The organism is Alcaligenes sp. SMD-FA, assembly GCF_025960365.1.
Taxonomy (GTDB): domain Bacteria; phylum Pseudomonadota; class Gammaproteobacteria; order Burkholderiales; family Burkholderiaceae_B; genus Alcaligenes; species Alcaligenes aquatilis.
The window spans coordinates 2,216,496-2,236,422 of record NZ_CP110108.1; the positions used below are offsets into that span (position 1 = coordinate 2,216,496).

Below are 19,927 nucleotides of genomic sequence, written 5' to 3' on the forward strand. Positions count from 1 at the left end.
CGGGTGACACATGTCCCGATTTTTTCATTATTGAACGGCGCGGATTTTATCCAGCCAAACCTGCAGCTCGGGGAACTCTGCATCCATGGCTTTAATCTTGGTCGCAAAGGCTTCGCGGTCAACGGCGTTAAATGCCATGCCTTTTCCGATCAGGAACTGCTTCATGTTTTCCTCTTCCGCTATCATGCGATCTGTGGCCTCTTGCATCACACGCTCGCCCTCTTCCTGCAAAATCTGCCGTGTCTCTTCGGGCAGTTTTTTGAAGTAGGCGTCCGAATAAATCAAGGTCATCGCGCCGATGGTGTGCTGAGTTTCAGCCACGTTCTTTTGCACCTCGAACAGATTGACGTTCTTGATCACTTCCAGGGGGTTTTCCTGACCATCGATCATGCCGTGCTGCAAGGAGGTGAACAGCTCAGCCATGCCCATAGGCACCGGACTGGCACCCAGCGTGGTCCAGGTGCTGCGATACATGCGCAGTGGCGGGACACGCATTTTCAGGCCGTGCAAATCGTCCGGGTTTTGAATCACACGGTTTGAAGTCAGGTAGCGAGCGCCACGATAGGCTGCACCCACCAGCTTGAAGCCGCTTTCCTTGGCGATCTGCTCATACAGCGCTTGGCCAACCGGGCCGTTGTACACAGCACGGTAGTGATCCATATCGCGAATCAGGTAAGGATAAGCTTCGACACCGGCTGACTTGGCGTAACGGTCCAACGCCCCCACACTTTGCAGCACAATGTGATTGGTGCCCATGCGCAAGCCTTCGATGGACTGAGGCCAGTCACCTGTCAAGCCGTTGGCATCGATATTGATTTTGATTTTCCCACCTGAACGCTCTTCAACAGCCGCTTTAAAGCGCTCTGCTGTTTGTCCCCAGTGATCCTGGACAGCATAAATATGTGCAAACTTCAACGTGACCGGTTTGATTTCTGCCTGGGCGGCAACGCTGCTGAACAAACCGACTGCGGCAAAAATGGTAGCAAGTAGAGAAAACTTTTTCATGTCTTCCTCCGTATTAATCGTTATATGAGATAAAGAGAAACTACTGACCCGAAGGTCGCCCCAGGAAGCTCTGATCATCCAGAGCCAAGGTCAAGGCGGTCAGCGCAGCCAGGTAGCTGTAATGACGCATGCCCATGCAAATGCCAGTAGCGGTATGGGTAAAACTGGATTGAATACTGCCACCGCCCAGACCACGGGCAGCGCCAGCACCGGCCGCAATATTCGAAAAATGAACTTCCATCACGGGCAGCTCCGTGTCTTCCAAGGCATGGCGTACGCCCTCGCCAATGGTGGTCAAGCCTGCGGGGTTAATAAGGTAACCATCGACCCGATGAGCGGACTCGTGGATGTACTCCAAAATATCGCCCATGTGATTGGACGAAAAATTCTCTACCTCTACACCCAACTGCTCACCAAAGTTGCGCACACATCCCTTGAGCTCGTCCAGGGACTGAATGTTTCCATAGACTTTTTTGCTGCGCTTACCCAGGCTCGACATGTTCGGGCCATCAATCACAGCGATAAGGTGTTTGCGGTTGGAAGAACGGGTGATGGTGAAGTTATGTGCACTCATGCTCGGAAAGCCTCTTGCCAAGTGGGATTAGTTAAAACGCAGACCAGCATCCACGTTCAGTGTCTGACCCGTGATGTATTTGCTTTCATCGCAAGCCAGGAACATGGTGGCGCCAATCATGTCGCTGACATCCCCTTTACGTTTCAGGGTTTGGGCAGCGATGATGGCGTCCCATTGCTCTGGACGAATGGTGTCGCGTGGCACTTCGGTCACAATGCCGTGCGGACTGATGGCATTGACATTGATGCCGTACTCACCCAGCTCGGTAGCCAGGGCGCGGGTCAAGGCGACAACCGCCCCTTTTGAGGCCACGTAGTGCGCGTAGTTCGCGCGGCCCGTGACCACAACGCTGGAAGAAATATTGATGATCTTGCCGCTTTGCTGTTGCTTCATGAAAGGCGATACTGCCTTGGCGCAGTTAAAGACACCACGGGCATTGACGCCCATCACAAAGTCCCACTCGTTGGCATCGATTTCTTCAAATGGTTTCATTTTCAAAGTCGAGAAAACGGCCGCATTGTTAATCAGAACGTCCACGGTGCCAAAGGCTTTGACCGCCTGCGCAACCATCTCGGCCGTGCTCTTGTCATCGGACACGTCGACCTTGACGGCCAGTGCCTGACCATTTTCTGCCTGAATTTCTGCGGCAACCGCCTGTGCTTTGTCGATGTTCAAATCAGCGACCACCACTGCGGCCCCGGCCTTGGCAAATTCTTGCGCGTAGGCACGACCAATCCCTTGGCCCGCTCCGGTAATAATCACTGTTTTATTTTCAAATCTCACGATAGTTCCTTATTGGTATGGGTATGAATGTGTTCAGGCAGGCATACGTAAGGTAGCCATACCACCATCAATATTGATGACGGTGCCGGTGTAAGACAGCGCCCCCGGGTGGGCAACGTGGGCAACCAGGCGGGCAACCTCTTCGGGCTGTACCATTTGGCCAGTAGGCTGACGACGGTGAAACTCATTGCGCTTGGCCATCGGATCGCTAGCGCGCTTGGCCAGCTCGGTCATGAAAGGGGTGTCTACGGTGGCGGGGGCAATGCCCACTACGCGAATCTGCTCGGCAATCAAATCGGCGGCCATCGCCAGCGTCATGGACTGGATCGCCCCTTTGCTCGCTGAGTACAGCGCGCGCTCGGGTAAACCATTGATCGCCGTGCAGGAAGACATATTGACGATCACGGCATTTTTCGACTGACGCAAATACGGCAAACACGCACGCGTACTACGCATATAGCCCAGCACGTTGATGTTAAAAATGCGCAGCCAGTCTTCGTCGCTGCCATCTTCTATCGTGCCCACAAAGCTCACACCGGCGTTATTGATCAAGACATCAATGCCGCCCTGTTCTTGGGCAAACCCGGCCAGCGCCAAATTCAAGGACTCCTGATCGGTCACATCGGCAATCAAGGCCGTGGCCCCTTGAGGGATACCCTCAGGCTGACGGTCAATCCCCCCCACAATGGCACCCAACTCCAGCAGGTGCTGGCATACAGCCTGGCCGATGCCGGCGGCAGCACCCGTGACAACCACGATTCGGCCTGTAAAATCTGACATAACGGTTCCTAGCAAAAATGTGTGTTTCCAGATGCCTTGAAGTGCGCCAACAGCAAATCAATCAAGGTATCGGGCGCAGTCAGTGGCAACATGTGCCCTGCCCCATCAATAATGTGTAGCGCGGTCTGTGTCTTGCCGGCTTTGTGCAAAGTATCCAGGATGATCTGCATGGCACTGGCGGGCGTAGACAGATCCTGGCTGCCCGTCAGCAGCAAAGTGGCCGGCAAGTGCGCCGCTAGGTCGCCATACCCGGAAAACTGGGCAAGACTTTGCCAACTGCTCAGCAATGTCTTCACCGGAACCAGGCGTAGCTGTTGCTCTGCGTACTGCATGGCTTGGGCTAGCTCAGGACTGGGTTCCAGACCACCAAACCAGCGCTGCATAGTGGTCTGCACAATGGTTTGACGGCTCTCGTGCTGTATGGCCTGGGCACGCTCACCAAATACCGCCAAACCCATCGGCGGGCTGGCGATAATGCTCAGGCTTTGCACCTTCTTGGAAGAACTCTCGGCCAACCTGGCCGCCGCCAGGGTTGCAATCACCCCACCAATCGAATGCCCCAGCAAATGAACCTTGTCACAACGACAGGACTCCACCACCTTGACGGCATCGTCCACCAAGGTATCCAGGTCGAAATGCGATAGCGCGACAGCCGAGCCATGACCTCGCAGGTCGTAGCTCAGACACGGGTAATCGGCAGCCAAATAGCTGAACAGTGCGTCAAAGGAGCACGCATCGACTCCGATGGAGTGCAAGGCAATGACACACTCATCACGGCTCGTGCCCTTGTCCACCGCGAGCAAAGAACCCGAATAATGAAGCCTGCTCAATGGGTTCGTCATGCTTGGCTACACGTGCTGTTCAACAAAACGCCTTTACTTTGTAAAGACGACACAGCTTCAGCAGACAGGCTTAACCACTCACCCAACACGCGCGCATCATCCTCGCCCTTCTTAGGAGGGAACCGAGATGGAGCCGCTTCGGCGCCCACGAATTTGATGGGGTTTCCAACGACCTCAATGCTGTGGTCTTCATTTTGAAGCGCCAGAATCATGCTGCGCTCTGAAGTGCGCGCATGCGCCAATGCCTCTGGCACAGACTGGATCAAGGCAACCGGCACGCTATGCTCTTCCAATAAAGGAATCCAATGCGCAGCCGCTTGTGTCGCGAAAGCGCTTTCAAGCAGCTCCCACAAGGCCTGCTTGTTTTTCAGGCGGCTGGCACCAGTCTGGAAACGCTCATCGTCAATAAGCGATTCCAAACCCAGCACACGACACAAGCCTTGCCACATTCTCTCGGTATTGGCCGTCACCACAAACTCACGGCCATCTCCCCCTCGAAATGAGCGATAAGTAGGAATAGAGTCATGCTTGGCCCCTTGAGGCGCGGGCGTCACATCTGCAATCAAGGCATAGGCACTTTGATAGGACAGCATGGCCAACTGGCAATCCAGCATCGCCACATCCACAATCCGACCTTTACCAGTACGCTCCCTGTCAGCCAAGGCGGCATTGATAGCGATAGTCGCGTACAAACCAGCCACCGTATCACCGGCTGGAATACCCAAACGTACGGCGGGTCTGCCCTCTTCGCCCGTCAGGCTCATGACGCCTGACAAGGCTTGCACAATCATGTCGTAAGCAGGTTTGTCACGATCCGGGCCGGTTTGTCCAAAACCACTAATGGACGCCCAGACCAGGCCGGGGTGTTCTTCACACAAGGCCTGTGGGTCCAGGCCCAGACGGGCTGCCACACCGGGGCGGTAATTTTCCACAACCACATCCGCTTTCAGGATCAGTTGTCGAACCAGGTCCAGCCCTTCAGCGGTTTTCAGATTTACCGCCAAACTGCTTTTATTGCGGTTGATACTCAGATAGTAGGCACTATCCTCACCCACAAAATGGGGGGGAATACTGCGACTGGAGTCACCTTCCGGTGCCTCGATCTTGACCACTTCAGCCCCCAGATCCCCCAGCACTTGTGTGCAGAAGGGACCGGACAAAAAGGTAGTGAGGTCGATGACCTTATAGCCTGCCAGGGGCTGAGCGGTAGCGGTATGACTCATAATTTGGTTTTTCTATGTCGGTATCCGAACATCTCGGACAGTTTTTCGGCATGATGAATAACGGCAGCGGTAATGGCGCTCAAACCTGCACTGGGCACACGGGTAGTGGGCATGGTCAAACAAATACAGCCCACAATGCCGTGGTTATCAAAGACTGGTGCAGCAACCCCGCGTGCATCGGGCAACTTCTCGCTCATGCTGTGGGCATAGCCGTTCTGGCGCACTTCGCTCAGCTCTGCCAAAAGCGACTCCAAAGCAGGCAAAGGTGCATCTTGCGCCGGAGAGGTCTCGGCCTTGGCATACACACGCTCTATCGTGTCCTGATCCAGATACGCCAAAATAGCCTTGCCGGAAGCCCCCCAGACCAGGGACATGGGTTTGTGCAAATCAATCTGATATTGCAGCTTGTGCTCGCCTCGTGCGATGGCGGCAAAACTCATGGCCGACTCGCTGACGGCATACGTGCCAAACAGGACAGTCTCGTTGAACTCGGAAGCAATCTCGTCCAGAGATTTTTGTGCCAAGGCAGGCTTGGATTCAGCGCTCATCACTTGCGCCGCTACTCGATAAAATTCAGGCCCAATGCTGTACAAACCACTTCCACCACTGACCACCGCAACAAAATCATCTTTGCGCAGCAGATTGAGCAAGCGGTGAGCCGTTGAAGGGGCCAGGCCCATTTGCTCGGACACTTGCTTGACGGTTACCGGGCCATTGGACTCCGCCAAGACAGCCAATAGCTGAAGCGCACGGCTTACGGTTCCGGTTGAACTAGTAGAGGTGGACGTGTTTTGTGTGGTCATATCTGGGCTTCAAAAATATGGATTGCACAAGCACCATGATCAAGGCCCGCAATACCGCCACCCGTGACGTGAGTCATGGCGTAGCGAGCATCAGGAACCTGACGTTCTCCGGCCTGGTGTGTCAGTTGCCAGTACATTTCCACGGCTTGGGCCACACCGCTTGCTCCCACTGGGTGACCCTTGGCCAGCAAACCGCCACTGGGGTTCACCACCACGTCACCGCCGTAGGTGCTGCGGCCATCCAGCAGGAACTGAGCGGACTGTCCGACCTCACACAATCCTAGTGCTTCGTAATAAATAAGTTCGGCGATTGTAAACGCGTCATGCAGCTCAACCGCATCCAGATCCTGGGCTGTAATCCCCGCCATCTTGTAGGCATCGCGGGCAGATTCCGCCGAAATCTCGGGACGAGTCATATCGCGAAAACCGCTGGTCGCCTGACCGGAATGCAGCACCGACGCAGCGACCCGCATGGCAGGTTTCTGCAAGCGTTTCAAGGCACGCTCGGACACCATGATCAAGGCCGCCGCGCCATCCCCCGTAGGGCAACATTGCAGCAAGGTCAGTGGGTCACAAATAGGACGTGATGCCAGCACCTGCTCCACGGTCAGTGGATCGCGATACTGTGCATAGGGATTATGTTTACTGTGTGTGCGAGCCTTGATGGAGACCTGCGCCAGAACTTCTGGCCCCAGATTGCGTTCATGCAGGTAACGACGAGCACGCATGCCATACACCGCAGGCATCACCAAACCTTGCTGGACTTCGGGATCTTCCTGCACCAGAGGCAAGGTGCCTCCGCCAAACTGCGTCAGCTTGTCCACACCGATCACCAGCACGATGTCGTGTCGGCCAGCCTGGATATCTTTCCACGCCAAGTGAATAGCTGTGGCCCCACCCGAGCAAGCGTTATCGCAATTGACGACAGGCACTGTACCAATACCGATTTCCTTGACCAGACGCTGTCCCGTCAACATGCCACCAAAGGCGTGGCCGCAAACAACAGCATCAATATCCTGAGCCTGTACACCGGCACTGGCCATCGCGTTCAGGATTGCAGGCAAGGCCAAACCGGTATAGCTGGATTCTTTATGACGAGCCATGGGAATCATGGCCGCGCCGACTACATATGCTTCACTCACCTTACTTCTCCGCCGACACAGGAGTTACAAACCAGTCATTGCCATCGGTGGCAGTACTGACAGGCATATCGCAATACAAGGCACTCAGGTCTTCACAACGTATGTGTGCCAAAACACGAACTCCGTTAGGAAAATCCACATAACCCAAGGTGTAAGGCGTGGGACGCGACGCGGAAACATAAATGGTGGAAAAACTGTAGAGCTTTCCAAATGGGCCAAAAAACATGTCTTGCATGTCGCGAGCACCCGTTTCCATACACACGTCACGGACGGGAAAAGCCTTGCTGCCGCTGGAACGGCTCTGGCTGCCACGCAACAAGACCGCGCCATCTTCAACAACAAACTGGCTAGCCTGGTCTAACGCAATATCTCGTATCGGCTGTGCATTTGCACCGAAAGCCATTGCCGTCGGCAGCTCAGTAGATTCAGTAACTGGCATGAATTAATCCTTGCAGCATTAATTAACTTGATTCCAAAAATTCTCAATTTGCAGTGCGAAGGCTTCGGGCACTTCAACCGGCGTTGTGTGACCGGACTGCTCAAATACCGTATGTGTGCTGTCTGGAAGCAAGCTGTGCATATGCTCCATATCAGCGGGCTTTTTAGCTCTGTCCAAAGCACCGCTGATCAACAAATGAGGGGTGCTATTGCCTGCCAAAAGGGACTGATAGTCAGGACGGGCAAACACGCCATTGACTGAGTTGGCAATGCTGGGAGGCAAGTGTGTGAAGTAGTCGCGCCACTGCTCCTGCTGAGCCTGAGCAGCAAGGTCTGTGCTTGCCAGAAAGGCGTCTCCAAACATGGTTTGCAGCAAGGCCGAGACATAGGGCGCACCGCCATCTCGACGCAGTTGCGCTTCCAGTTGGTCAAAGCGCTCTTTCTGCTGTTCTGCCATCGAGGTGCAGCAAGACAGGACAGCAGAACGGACCAACTGAGGTGCGCACTGCATCAGCTCCTGAGCCACATAACCTCCCATCGAGCTACCCACTACATGCAGAGAAGAAAGCTGCAGCGCTTGGGCCAGGAACGCGTAGTCCTGTGCCAACTGATGCATGGTGGCGGGCTTCTGGCCTGCGGTGCTCAAACCCTGATTACGATGATCCGGGCAAATAATGTGCCATTCGTTTTGCAACGCCTGAATCACGGGCAGGAACATACCGCCATTGAAAAACAGGGAGTGCAGCATGAGTACGGATGGACGAGATGCGCTGGGCTGCCCAATTTCTACGTAATGTAGTTCGGCCCCATCGGGAAGCATCAGGTGCTGTGTGCGAACTCGTTTCATCATTTCCCTGTTAATATTCCGTTTAACGGAATGTTATTCTAATGTATGGAATAATAATAAAAGCGGGACTAGGTTCATGCCTATCAGTACAAACCCTAGAGCACAAAAAAAGCCTGAATCCAGAAAGGATTCAGGCTTTTTAAAACATTCCACAGCAATCACCCTCCAGGGTGATACCCGGTAACCGGCACTATCTTAAAACCGGTTCTTCATCAGCTTGACTCAAGCAGCTTGCCACTCAGTCAGGAACTGTTGAGGTTCAGGGCGCTGCGCAGGGCCTAGTTTATGAATCGGTGTACCCACAGACACAAAGCCCAGGAACTGGTAATCCAGGGAATCAAAGCCCAAGGCTTCAGGGACTTCTTCACCGTAAGTGCCCAGACCAGTACTCCAGAAAGCACCAAAACCCAATTGATGCGCCGCATGCAGCATATTACTGACAGCCGCACCGGTAGCCAATACACGTTCCAGTTCAGGGATTTTTTCTTCACCGTGATCAATGTGGCTGGCCACGGCGATCAGCATAGGCACCTTGGCCAGCCAAGCGCGCACGCTGGCGGCTTTCTGTTCGGTCAAGGGATTACCGGCGCGTTCGTTGGCGGCAATAGCCAGCTCACCCAAAGCCTGCACGTTTTCACCGCGAATCAGGCAAAAGCGCCATGGCTGCAAACGGCCATGGTCAGGAGCGACCATGGCAGCGCGCAAAATCAGGTCCAGCTCTTGCTCGTTCGGGCCGGGGCCTTGCACCAGCTTGATGGAGCGACGGGACAATAAAGAATCAATAGTACTCATAGTGCTTCCAGAATCAGTTAAGCGTGCCCTGCCCTGATGGCAGGGCTCAGTCAGGCTTGAGCAGGGGCGAGCGCTTGCACCAGCAGGGCCTTCATGTCACGCACGGCTTTTTCCCAGCCGTCAAAGACAGCCTGGGCAACAATGGCATGACCAATATTGAGCTCCGTCAGTCCGGGCAAGGCGGCAATCGCTTGTACATTACCGTAATGCAGACCGTGACCCGCGTTCACACGCAGACCTTGGGACACACCTTGAGCAATGCCGGCACGGATACGTTCCAGTTCGCTGGCTGCCTGTTCGGGTGTTTGAGCATCCGCATAAGCGCCAGTGTGCAGTTCAATCACGGTAGCGCCGACGTCACTGGCAGCGCGAATTTGCGCCGGGTCGGCATCAATGAACAGCGAAACACGAATGCCGGCAGCTTGCAATTGCTGCACTGCGGCCCTGACCTGGTCCAGATGACCGACCACATCCAAACCACCTTCGGTTGTCAGTTCGGCACGGTGTTCGGGAACCAGGCAGACATCGTCCGGTTTGATACGGCACGCAATGTCCAGCATTTCGGTGGTGATGGCGCATTCCAGATTCATCCGGGTACGCAGTACGGGGCGCAGCGCCTCGACATCGGCATCCTGAATATGACGCCGGTCTTCACGTAGATGTAAGGTGATCAGGTCCGCTCCGGCTTCCTCTGCTCGCAAAGCGGCCTGAATTGGATCAGGGTATGTGGTCAGACGCTGCTGGCGCAGCGTCGCCACATGATCGATATTGACGCCCAGTTCTAACATTCCCCAAGGACCTCCGTAGTTTCAGGGATGAATGACTAGACGTATTATCGCCTGTTTATTCCGGTGCTGTCCCAGCGGCCTGAGTCTTTGTTTCAGGCTGGATGGTTTCGGCTGTCCAGCCGCCCCCCAAGGCCTTGTACAACTCGACCCGGTTCATCAAGGATGCCAAGCCAGTTTGGATATAAGCCTGACGCGTACCGTACAGGCTGACTTCCGCCGTTTGTACCTGCAGGAAGCTGTCTATACCCACTTCGTAACGCAGCTTGGCCAAACGCAAGCTTTCGCTGGCCGCCTGATCGACCTCTTGCAAGGCATCGATCTGCTGACCATAAGTGGCTTCGCCCGCCAGAGCATCAGCCACTTCACGGAAAGCTACCTGAATGGTTTTTTCGTACTGGCTGATCGCAATATCACGACGAGCCTCGGCCAAATCCAGATTGGCCCAAGTGCTGCCCGACAACAGCGGCATGGTGACTTGCGGCTGGAACTGCCAGTAACGGTTACCCGAACTGAACAAGCCACCCAGCTCGGGACTCATGAAGCCCAACAGGCCGGTCAAGCTCAGACGCGGGAAAAAAGCAGCGCGTGCCGCACCGATGCTGTAGTTGGAGCCACGCAAAACGTGCTCGGCGGCCAGAATGTCGGGACGACGTTCCAGCAATTCTGCGGACAGGCCTACCGGCAAGCTAGGCATCAGCTGCGCACGGGTAAACGGCAAGCCAGCAGGCAGATCCTGGGGAATTTCACGTCCCAACAAGACCTGCAAGGCATTGAGCGCCCGCTGGCGATCACGTTCAACAGCCTGCATATCAGAACGCACGGTGTTGTATTGCACCTTGGCCTGATTCAGGTCCAGCGCAGACACGGTACCGGCATCATAAGAGGATTGCACCAGGCGCAATGTCTCTTGACGGCTACGCAGGGTGTTGCTCATCAGAGCATGCAATTCTTCTGCTGCACGTACCTTAAAGTAGGCTTCAGCAGTGCCCGCCACCAAAGCAATATGGGCGGTGCGCTGAGCCTGCTCAGTGGCAAAGTACTGTTCACGAGCAGCACGGGCCAAATCACGCACCCGGCCAAAGAAGTCCAGCTCGAAAGCAGTAATACCGACGCCGGCCTGATACGTACGAGACACGGGCGCCGAGCTTGGGCCAGCAGGACGCAACTCAGCCGGTGTATGAGTGGCCTGCTGGGCCGCCTGTACACCAATGCTGGGCAACTGATCACTGCGTGCCACACCATACTGCGCACGCGCTTCCTCAATACGCTGGGTGGCAATACGCAAGTCACGGTTGTTTTCCAGAGCCTGTTCGATCAGGGCATGCAGGCGCGCATCGGTAAAGAATTCGCGCCACCCCAGATCAGCGACCTGTGCCACATCCGCCTGGCCCTGCTGGGCCAGAGGAAATTGTGCAGGCACAGGGGAATCAGGACGCTCGTACTTCGGTGCCAAGGAGCAAGCCGACAAGGCAAACGCCACGGCCAGCACCAAGGGACTACGTAAAAACATACTAGACATCAGTGCTGTCCTCCTTGCGAACCGGCCGGTTGTGCAGCTTGCTTGGCCAGTTCTTCCTCGTGCAATTTGGCGGCTTCGCCAAACAAACGGGGTTTGGTTTTAAAGAGCTTGAGGATCACGACAAAGAAAGTCGGCACCATCAAGACCGCCAAAGGCGTAGCGGCCAACATACCGCCCAGCACGCCCAGACCCACGGCGTTCTGACTGGCCGCACCCGCACCGGTAGAGGTAGCCAGAGGCACCACACCCAGCACAAAGGCGAAGGAGGTCATCAAGATAGGACGGAAACGCAGACGGGCGGCTTCCAAAGTGGCATCGATCAAGGTGGCGCCACGGGCGTAAGCATCCTTGGCAAACTCCACAATCAGAATTGCGTTCTTGGCCGACAGACCGATCACCGTCACGATACCCACCTGGAAGTACACGTCGTTAGGCATACCCAGACCGGACACCAGCAAGACCGAACCGAGCATACCCAGTGGCACGGCCAGCATCACGGACAGCGGGATCGCCCAGCTTTCATACAAGGCAGCCAGCAGCATGAACACCACCAAAACAGCCAAGCCCATCAGGATACCCGACTGACCCGCCGCCTGACGCTCCTGGTAGGACAGGCCAGTCCAGTCCACACCAAAGCCGCTGGGCAATTGCTTCATCAGGTTTTCCATCTCGATCATGGCTTCACCCGAGGTGTAACCTGGAGCGGGACCGCCACTGATACGAACAGACTCGTAGCTGTTGTAACGCACGATCTGTACCGGACCTTGTTCGGTCGTCTGGTTCACAAAGGCAGACAGCGGAACCATCTTGCCTTCCTTATTGCGAGCGTTCAGCTTGAGCACGTCCTCAATGGTCATGCGGTACGGCGCATCAGCTTGCACCCAGACACTTTGCACACGGCCCTGGTTGGTAAATTTACCCACGAAGGACGAACCCAAAGCGCCACTGATCAAGGCAGACGCTTCGCTAAAGTTCACTCCCAAGGCAGCAGCCTTGTCACGGTCAATTTCCAGACGAATCTGCTTGCCAGGCCCCAAGCCTGTGATACGCACGCTCTGTGGATCAAACACAGGGCTTTGCTTGGCCAGACCCAACAACTGATCGGCCGCAGCCATCAAGGCATCGTGACCCATGCCACCACGGTCTTCCAGACGCATATCGATACCCGAGGAGTTACCCAGAGCAGAAATAGCGGGTGGCACAATCGCGATCACCATGGAGTCGGGCAAACCGAACAGCAACTGCCCCATGGCTTTGCCGGAGATGGCTTGAGCCGAGTTTTCCTCGCCTTTACGTTCGTTGAAGTCCTTCAAGGGCACAAAGGCAATCGCCGAGTTCAAACCACTACCGTTAAAGCTGAAACCTTGAACGGCGATGATGTTTTCAACCTGAGGCTGCTCTTTGAAGTAATCCTCGACCTTGGTAATGGTTTCAATCGTACGGTTGGCAGTCGAACCGGCAGGCAGCTCGATATTGGCAATCACGTAACCCTGATCTTCCTCGGGCAAGAACGCGGTTGGCATGCGCATGTACAAAAAGCCCAGCACCAGCACCATGATCAGATAGATGAACATCATCCGACCGCCACGACGCAGGGTCTTGCCAATAAAGCTTTCGTAACCGTTGGTGGTACGCGTAAAGACACGGTTGAACCAGCCAAAGAAGCCACGCTTGGTTTCGTGATGCCCCTTGGGGATCGGTTTCAACAAGGTCGCGCACAGAGCAGGCGTAAAGGTCAGTGCCAGAAAGCCCGAGAAGGCAATCGACACGGCCATGGCCACCGAGAACTGACGGTAAATCACCCCCACCGAACCGGCCATGAATGCCAGCGGCAAGAACACGGCCGACAGCACCAGCGTAATACCCACAATCGCGCCACTAATTTGCGGCATGGCTTTCTTGGTGGCCTCTTTAGGCGAGAGCCCGTCTTCCACCATGATACGTTCGACGTTCTCCACCACCACGATCGCGTCGTCCACCAAAATACCAATGGCCAGCACCATCGCGAACATGGTCAGCACGTTCACGGACATGCCCAGCACCTGCATCACCGCGAAGGCCCCGAGAATCGCCACCGGCACCACCAGTGCAGGGATCAGGGTATAGCGCACGTTTTGCAGGAACACGTACATCACGATGAACACCAGCACCATGGCTTCCAGCAAGGTGTAAACCACCTGGGTGATGGATTTGTCCACGTAAGGTGAGGTGTCGTAAGGAATGTCGTAGCGAATGTTTTCCGGGAAGAACTCGGCCAACTTCTCCATTTCGACTTTAATCGCCGCCGCGGTATCCAGCGCGTTCGCTTCAGGCAATAAGGAGATTGCAAAGGCCGCTGTCGGCTTGCTGTTCAGACGGGCACCAAACTGGTAGTTGTCCGCCCCCACTTCCACTCGAGCCACGTCCTTGATACGCACGGTCGAACCATCGGCCTGCGAGCGCAGAATGATGTTTTCAAACTCTTCCACGGTTGCCAACTGACCGTTAACCGTAATCGGCGCAGCCACGCGTTGACTGTCCTGATTCGGTGGGCCACCCAGAATACCGGCAGACACCAGCATGTTTTGCTGACGAATGGCGTTGGTCACGTCTGCCGGGCTCATCTGGTAACCGACCAGCTTGGCAGGATCCAGCCACACACGCATGGCACGACCGGACGCAAACAACTGGAAGCGAGCCACACCAGGGACACGGGAAATCGTGTTCTTAATATTACGTTCGATGTAATCGGCCAGAGCCGTCTGGTCCAGGCTGCCATCCGTGGAGGACAAGGTCACCACTTGCAGAAAGCCTGTACTGGACTGCTCAACGTGCAGGCCCTGCTCCATCACCGCTGTCGGCAAGGACGCGGTAATGTTGCTGACCCGGTTCTGGACGTCCACCTGAGCCATGTCAGGATTGGTACCAGGACGGAACGTGGCGGTGATTTCGGTCGAACCGTAGGAATCACTGACGGACTCGTAGTACAGCAGACCCTTGGCACCGTTCAGTTGATCTTCGATCACACTGGCTACCGTGCTGGCAACGTCTTCCGCCGTTGCACCGGGGTAGGTCGCCCGGATGGTGACCGAAGGGGGTGCCACATCGGGATACTGCGCTACGGGCATATTGGGCAAGGCCAATAAGCCAAATAGCGTGATCGCCAAGGCAACGACCCATGCAAAAATGGGCCTTTCAATAAAAAACTGAGGCATGTCGCTTACTCGCTAGACTTGGCTTCGTTTGGCTCAGCCGCAGCGGCCGGTTCCTGTGCGGGGGCCGCATCAGGAGCAGGCGCAGCGGCGGATTTGTTGCCCTGCTTCCAAGGCATCGTCTGGACAGGTGCACCGGGTCGAATCTTCTGGAAGCCTTCGACAATGATCTGGTCTCCAGCTTGCAGGCCATTCTCCACGACATACTGACCATCGCTTTCAGGTCCCAATACAACCGGTACGGACTGGGCTTTCTCTTCACGAACCACGTAAATATTAGAGGCCCCATCCGAGGTGTACTGAACCGCCTGGGCGGGCACCAACAAGGCATCGGGAATCACGCCTTGTTCCAGACGAACGCGCACGTACATACCGGGCAAGAGGATCTCGTCAGGGTTCGGGAACACGGCACGCAAGGTCACTTGCGAAGTAGAAGGATCCACGCTGACACCGCTAAACAGCAGCACACCGTCCTGATCGTACAAAGAGCCATCTTCCAGCACAGCCTTGGCTTTGGCCTGGGCCTCACCCGCTGACTTCAAGGTGCCATCGGCCATGGCGCGACGCAGTTGAGTCAGCTCTGCCGTCGAACGGGTCACATCAATATAGACACGATCCAGTTGCTGTACGGTTGCCATGTGCGTGGCGTTGGCGGCCGAGACCAGCGCACCTTCGGTTACGAAGGATTTGCCAATACGACCTGACACCGGCGACACAATCTTGGTGTAGCCCAAATCAATATTGGCGCTCTCTAACGTGGCTTGCGCAGCAGCAATCGCCGCATCCGCCTGCATCGCACGGGCCTTGGCATTATCGTAATCCTGACGCGAAACCGCATTTTCCTTGATCAAACGCTCATAGCGCTGGGCCAATTGCTTGGCACTTTGCGCTTCCGCCTGCGCATTTTTCAACTGGGCGGCGGCCTGATTGCGAACAGCTCGGTAAGGAGCAGGATCAATGGTAAACAAGAGCTGGTCTTGTTTGACATCAGCGCCCTGTTCAAAGTTGATTTCTTCCACGATTCCCGACACACGGGCGCGAATTTGTGCATCTTTGATGGCTTCGACTCGTCCAGGCAGCTCGGAGAACAACTCGGTAGAGGTCGGTTGGACGGTAATCACACTGACCGGGACCTTCATCCCGCCGGCCGGAGCTTGAGGCTCTTTGTTGCCGCAAGCGGCCAGAAGAACCAAGGAAGAGAAGGCAGCAATACGGAAAGTCTGCCGACCCAACAAGCTTTGAAATGACATGAAGAACTCCTGAGCTAAGCGTTGCATGGGAGTTTAACGCTTAAACTGACTGGATTGTATGGTTTGGACAAGCAGCAAGTATATGTCGAAAAAGCCCAAATCAAACAGGAAAATTTGCGATGAGACGCATTCCGATCTTGCAATCGTTTGGCGACTACGATTAGCCAGCTCCCCCCTTACACTTGCCCCGTCGTCCGCCTACGCCAAAAGAACACGTATTATCATATGCCTAGGGATTTTTTAATATAAAAAAACCGCGTTTACCCTCTAGAGTTGACGCGGTTTTCCAGATTCGGAATAGTGCTTTCTAGCCTAGCAATAAACTATCATCGGCTAGTGTTTCACCCCGCACCTTCTCAAACATCTCCAGCAAATCACGCACATCCAGGCCTTGGCGCTGCTCACCGCTGACATCCAGCACCACCTTGCCTTGATGCAACATCACCGTGCGGTCGCCCACATCCAGAGCCTGACGCATACTGTGCGTGACCATCATGGTGGTCAGGCCACCTTCGCGCACAATACGGTTGGTCAGTTGCAACACGAAGTCTGCCGTACGTGGATCCAAGGCGGCAGTATGTTCATCCAGCAACAATATCTTGGAAGGACGCAACGCGGCCATCAACAAGCTGACCGCCTGACGTTGACCACCAGACAGCAAACCGATACGGTCTGTCAGACGGTTTTCCAGACCCAGGCCCAAGGTTTCCAGGCGCTCTGCAAACTCAGCACGCATGGAGTGACGCACAGCACGGCTCAACCCGCGGCGACTGCCACGACACGTCGCCAGTGCCATATTTTCTTCAATGGTCAGGTCCTCACAGGTACCAGCCATCGGATCCTGAAACACACGGGCAACCCAGTTGGCACGTTCCCAGACCGGGCGACGAGTCACGTCCACGTTGTCGATCATGATTTGACCATCATCGACAGACTGGTCGCCCGAGATCGCATTCAGAAAAGTAGACTTGCCTGCGCCGTTCGAGCCGATCACGGTCACAAACTGCCCTTCAGGAATGGTCAGGGACAAGCCGCGCAAGGCGCGGGTTTCAATAGGCGTGCCTGGGTTAAAGGTCAGGCACAGGTTTTTTGCTTCTAACATTACTGAGCCCCCTTCTGTTTACGAGCACGCTTTTTCTTGAGCAATGGAATCACCAGCGCCACGGTTACCAACAAGGCGGTGACCAGATTCAAGTCCTGCGCTTTCAAGCCGATCACATCGGCATTCAGGGCCAAAGCAATAAAGAAGCGGTACAGAATCGCGCCCAGCACCACGGCCAAGGTGGCGTAGAACAGTTTACGGGCAGGCAAAATGCTTTCACCCACAATCACGGCGGCCAGACCAATCACGATAGTCCCAATACCCATGGAAATATCCGCCCCACCCTGCGACTGAGCAAACAAGGCACCGGCCAAAGCGACCAGCGCATTGGAAATCGCCATCCCCAGCAAAAGCATATTGCCGGTTGCCACGCCTTGCGCACGAGCCATACGGGCATTGGCACCAGTGGCACGCATGGCCAGACCCGTTTGTGTACCGAAGAACCAATCCAGCGCCAGCTTGGCGATGATCACCAAACCAATCAACAGCAAAGGACGGGCAATATAGTCAGCGATGGCTTCGGGCTGCAGGATCGTAAAGACCGTCGGTTCCATGATCAAAGGAACATTGGGACGACCCATGATGCGCAGGTTAATGGAATACAAGGCGATCATCATCAGGATACTGGCCAGCAGATCCATGATTTTCAGGCGGACATTCAACCAGCCGGTAATGGTTCCGGCAATGGCGCCGGCAAACGTTGCCACCACGGTCGCCAGAAAAGGATCATTGCCCTGACTGATCAGGATGGCGGCAACCGCCCCACCCAAAGGAAAACTACCATCGACCGTCAGGTCAGGAAATCGCAAGATGCGAAAAGAAATCAGAACACCCAGAGCAACCAGTCCGAAAATCAGACCAATCTCCAGGGCCCCCCACATTGAATAAATAGACATATTGTTGGACGTCTAGGATACAAAAGAAACAGGCGGGCAGCTTGTGGCAACCCACCTGCAAGAAGCAGTCAGCTCAGGCTTATTCGACGATTTTTGTAGCGGACTTCACGAAGTCCTCGTTAAGCGAAACGCCTTGGCGCTTGGCAGCGCCCGGATTGACATACAGCTCCAGATTGCTGCTGGTCTCGGAAGCCATATCGCCGGGTTTTTCACCCTTCAGAATACGGATGACTTGTTGACCGGTTTGCAAGCCCAGGTTGTAGTAGTTCACGCCCAACGCCGCAATCGCGCCACGGGCCACACTGTCGGTGTCAGAGGCAATCAGGGGTACTTTGGCATCGTTACCGACTTTGACCAAGGATTCGTATGCCGACACCACGTTGTTATCAGTATTGGTGTAGATCACATCGACCTTGCCCACCAGACTACGGGCAGCCGCACCCACGTCCACGGTACGAGGAGCCGTGGCTTCTACCAGCGTCATGCCATGCTTGGGCAACAGCTCTTTCATTTCCTTGACGACCACGGCCGAGTTGGCTTCACCGGGGTTGTACACCATACCCACACGCTTGGCATCGGGAACGATTTTCTTGATCAGATCCACCTGGGCTTCCAATGCCAGAGCGTCGGACACACCCGTCACGTTGGTGCCGGACGGCTCCATGCTGGGAACCAGATGCGCCACCACGGGATCGGTCACCGCCGAGTACACCACAGGAATGGTCTTGGTTGCTGATACGACAGCCTGAGCCGAAGGCGTGGAAATCGCCACAATCACGTCAGCCTTGTCGCCCACGAACTTGCGAGCAATTTGAGCAGCAATGGCAGGGTTGCCCTGCGCGGTCTGAAACTGCCATTTGAAGCCCGAGGCTTCGTTGTAACCGGCATCAGTCAGTGCTTTGTGTACCCCATCCTTAATGGCGTCCAAGGCCGGATGTTCCACAATCGACGATACCGATACAGATTGCGCATGAACTGCAGCGCCCGACATCAATCCCACACAAGCCAACGCGGCCGCCACCTGATGCACCGATCTGATCAGCTTCATCCAATTACTCCTTAGATGCAAAAACGAAAATTTTAGGTGTTAAGTCTAACGCGAACAGCAGGACTTTGCCCCTTGAGGTAATCCCTGCCCCAACACTTTACTGGTCTAGCATCTGTCGACGAAACGACAACAGTTCCCTGGCCCAACGCGTGGCCGGCAAGCCATAATCGGCCTGCACATGCTCGGCCCGATTGAGCAACTCTCCGGCCGTCATCTCCAGTGTGCTGCCCTTGAAGGCCAGAACCACTTGGTTGCCCTCGTCCATCTCGGGCAACAATAAGACTTTGCCATTGAAGGCTTCACGAATATTGTCAATATTGTGTTTGAAGCTGGGATGCGCACCAAAAAGATTGACGGTCATAATGCCCTCGTCATCCAGAATGGCACGGCAATCCTGGTAAAACTCCAAACTGTCGCGCACCGGGCCTTCGGCATGGGCGTCGTATAAATCCACCATCAAGGCGCGATATTGGCCGTGCTGATCACTGTCTTGCACCCAGACCCCGGCATCAGCCTGATCAATCAGGGAGCGTGGGCTACGTGGCAAACGGAAAAAGGCATGACACATCCCAATTACAGACGGGTTCCATTCCACGGTCTGCACCTGGCTGTCGGTCTGCTTCAGACAGAAGCGCAACAAGGATCCCGCCCCCAGGCCCAGAATGGCCAGCTTGTGTTCGGGCTTGGGGTCTGGCGTAAACAACAGCCAGGCCATCATTTGTTGTGTATAGGCCAAGACCAATTCAGCGGGCTTGCGAATGCGCATTGCACCTTGAATCCACTCCGTTCCAAAGTGCAGATAACGGATCCCCTCGCTTTCCGACAACGTAGGACTATCGTCCCCCTGCTCACCAGCCATGAAACTCTTCCTTGCAAATCAGTCAGGCACCCCGGTTCAGGCAGA

At 55.3% G+C, this 19,927-nt stretch carries 19 protein-coding genes; all 19 read right to left on the reverse strand.

Going from position 1 to position 19,927, the window contains the following annotated elements; translation table 11 throughout:
• Positions 1-27: 27 nt before the first annotated feature.
• Positions 28-1,005, reverse strand: coding sequence for a TRAP transporter substrate-binding protein (locus OKX01_RS10225; protein ID WP_159063933.1), 978 nt, complete (start codon positions 1,003-1,005; stop codon positions 28-30).
• A gap of 40 nt (positions 1,006-1,045) precedes the next feature.
• Positions 1,046-1,579: a type II 3-dehydroquinate dehydratase gene (locus OKX01_RS10230; RefSeq protein WP_249459343.1), complete on the reverse strand. Its 534-nt coding sequence runs from the start codon at positions 1,577-1,579 to the stop codon at positions 1,046-1,048.
• Between the two features lie 27 nt (positions 1,580-1,606).
• A complete protein-coding gene (locus tag OKX01_RS10235) occupies positions 1,607-2,362 on the reverse strand; it encodes an SDR family NAD(P)-dependent oxidoreductase (RefSeq protein WP_094196848.1) in 756 nt (251 codons plus the stop codon).
• Between the two features lie 33 nt (positions 2,363-2,395).
• Entirely contained in the window at positions 2,396-3,142 is a 747-nt protein-coding gene (locus tag OKX01_RS10240) for an SDR family NAD(P)-dependent oxidoreductase (RefSeq protein ID WP_094196849.1), read from the reverse strand.
• An 8-nt stretch (positions 3,143-3,150) separates the two neighbouring features.
• Positions 3,151-3,984: an alpha/beta fold hydrolase gene (locus tag OKX01_RS10245; protein WP_094196850.1), complete on the reverse strand. Its 834-nt coding sequence runs from the start codon at positions 3,982-3,984 to the stop codon at positions 3,151-3,153.
• On the reverse strand, positions 3,981-5,207 hold the full coding sequence (locus OKX01_RS10250) for a CaiB/BaiF CoA transferase family protein (RefSeq protein ID WP_094196851.1): 1,227 nt from the start codon (positions 5,205-5,207) through the stop codon (positions 3,981-3,983). Before OKX01_RS10250 ends, OKX01_RS10245 begins: the two co-directional genes overlap by 4 nt.
• On the reverse strand, positions 5,204-6,010 hold the full coding sequence (locus OKX01_RS10255) for an IclR family transcriptional regulator (RefSeq protein WP_080723684.1): 807 nt from the start codon (positions 6,008-6,010) through the stop codon (positions 5,204-5,206). The genes OKX01_RS10250 and OKX01_RS10255 overlap by 4 nt, the downstream gene beginning before the upstream one ends.
• Positions 6,007-7,152: a thiolase family protein gene (locus tag OKX01_RS10260; RefSeq protein ID WP_045929923.1), complete on the reverse strand. Its 1,146-nt coding sequence runs from the start codon at positions 7,150-7,152 to the stop codon at positions 6,007-6,009. The genes OKX01_RS10255 and OKX01_RS10260 overlap by 4 nt, the downstream gene beginning before the upstream one ends.
• Position 7,153: 1 nt before the next feature.
• Positions 7,154-7,591 carry a Zn-ribbon domain-containing OB-fold protein gene (locus OKX01_RS10265; protein WP_094196853.1) on the reverse strand — a complete coding sequence of 146 codons (438 nt, stop codon included), beginning with the start codon at positions 7,589-7,591 and terminating at the stop codon, positions 7,154-7,156.
• A gap of 18 nt (positions 7,592-7,609) precedes the next feature.
• Positions 7,610-8,440, reverse strand: a complete 831-nt coding sequence (locus tag OKX01_RS10270) for an alpha/beta fold hydrolase (protein WP_094196854.1) — start codon at positions 8,438-8,440, stop codon at positions 7,610-7,612.
• Positions 8,441-8,659: 219 nt separating this feature from the next.
• Positions 8,660-9,229 (reverse strand): nitroreductase, encoded by a 570-nt coding sequence (locus OKX01_RS10275; protein ID WP_094196855.1) that lies wholly within the window; start codon positions 9,227-9,229, stop codon positions 8,660-8,662.
• Between the two features lie 50 nt (positions 9,230-9,279).
• On the reverse strand, positions 9,280-10,017 hold the full coding sequence (gene pdxJ, locus OKX01_RS10280; protein ID WP_094196856.1) for a pyridoxine 5'-phosphate synthase: 738 nt from the start codon (positions 10,015-10,017) through the stop codon (positions 9,280-9,282).
• A gap of 55 nt (positions 10,018-10,072) precedes the next feature.
• Entirely contained in the window at positions 10,073-11,536 is a 1,464-nt protein-coding gene (locus tag OKX01_RS10285) for an efflux transporter outer membrane subunit (protein ID WP_108727545.1), read from the reverse strand.
• Positions 11,536-14,730, reverse strand: a complete 3,195-nt coding sequence (locus OKX01_RS10290) for an efflux RND transporter permease subunit (RefSeq protein ID WP_108727546.1) — start codon at positions 14,728-14,730, stop codon at positions 11,536-11,538. The genes OKX01_RS10285 and OKX01_RS10290 overlap by 1 nt, the downstream gene beginning before the upstream one ends.
• Before the next feature lie 5 nt (positions 14,731-14,735).
• Positions 14,736-15,977 carry an efflux RND transporter periplasmic adaptor subunit gene (locus OKX01_RS10295; RefSeq protein WP_094196859.1) on the reverse strand — a complete coding sequence of 414 codons (1,242 nt, stop codon included), beginning with the start codon at positions 15,975-15,977 and terminating at the stop codon, positions 14,736-14,738.
• Positions 15,978-16,284: 307 nt separating this feature from the next.
• The gene (locus tag OKX01_RS10300) at positions 16,285-17,079 is read right to left on the reverse strand and encodes an ABC transporter ATP-binding protein (RefSeq protein WP_108727547.1); all 795 of its coding nucleotides are present in this window, start codon (positions 17,077-17,079) and stop codon (positions 16,285-16,287) included.
• Positions 17,079-17,975 (reverse strand): ABC transporter permease, encoded by an 897-nt coding sequence (locus OKX01_RS10305; protein WP_094196861.1) that lies wholly within the window; start codon positions 17,973-17,975, stop codon positions 17,079-17,081. Before OKX01_RS10305 ends, OKX01_RS10300 begins: the two co-directional genes overlap by 1 nt.
• 79 nt (positions 17,976-18,054) lie before the next feature.
• Complete coding sequence (locus tag OKX01_RS10310; protein ID WP_094196862.1) at positions 18,055-19,023, reverse strand: ABC transporter substrate-binding protein; 969 nt, start codon at positions 19,021-19,023, stop codon at positions 18,055-18,057.
• 97 nt (positions 19,024-19,120) lie between these two features.
• Complete coding sequence (locus tag OKX01_RS10315) at positions 19,121-19,882, reverse strand: spermidine synthase (RefSeq protein WP_094196863.1); 762 nt, start codon at positions 19,880-19,882, stop codon at positions 19,121-19,123.
• Positions 19,883-19,927 lie beyond the last annotated feature (45 nt).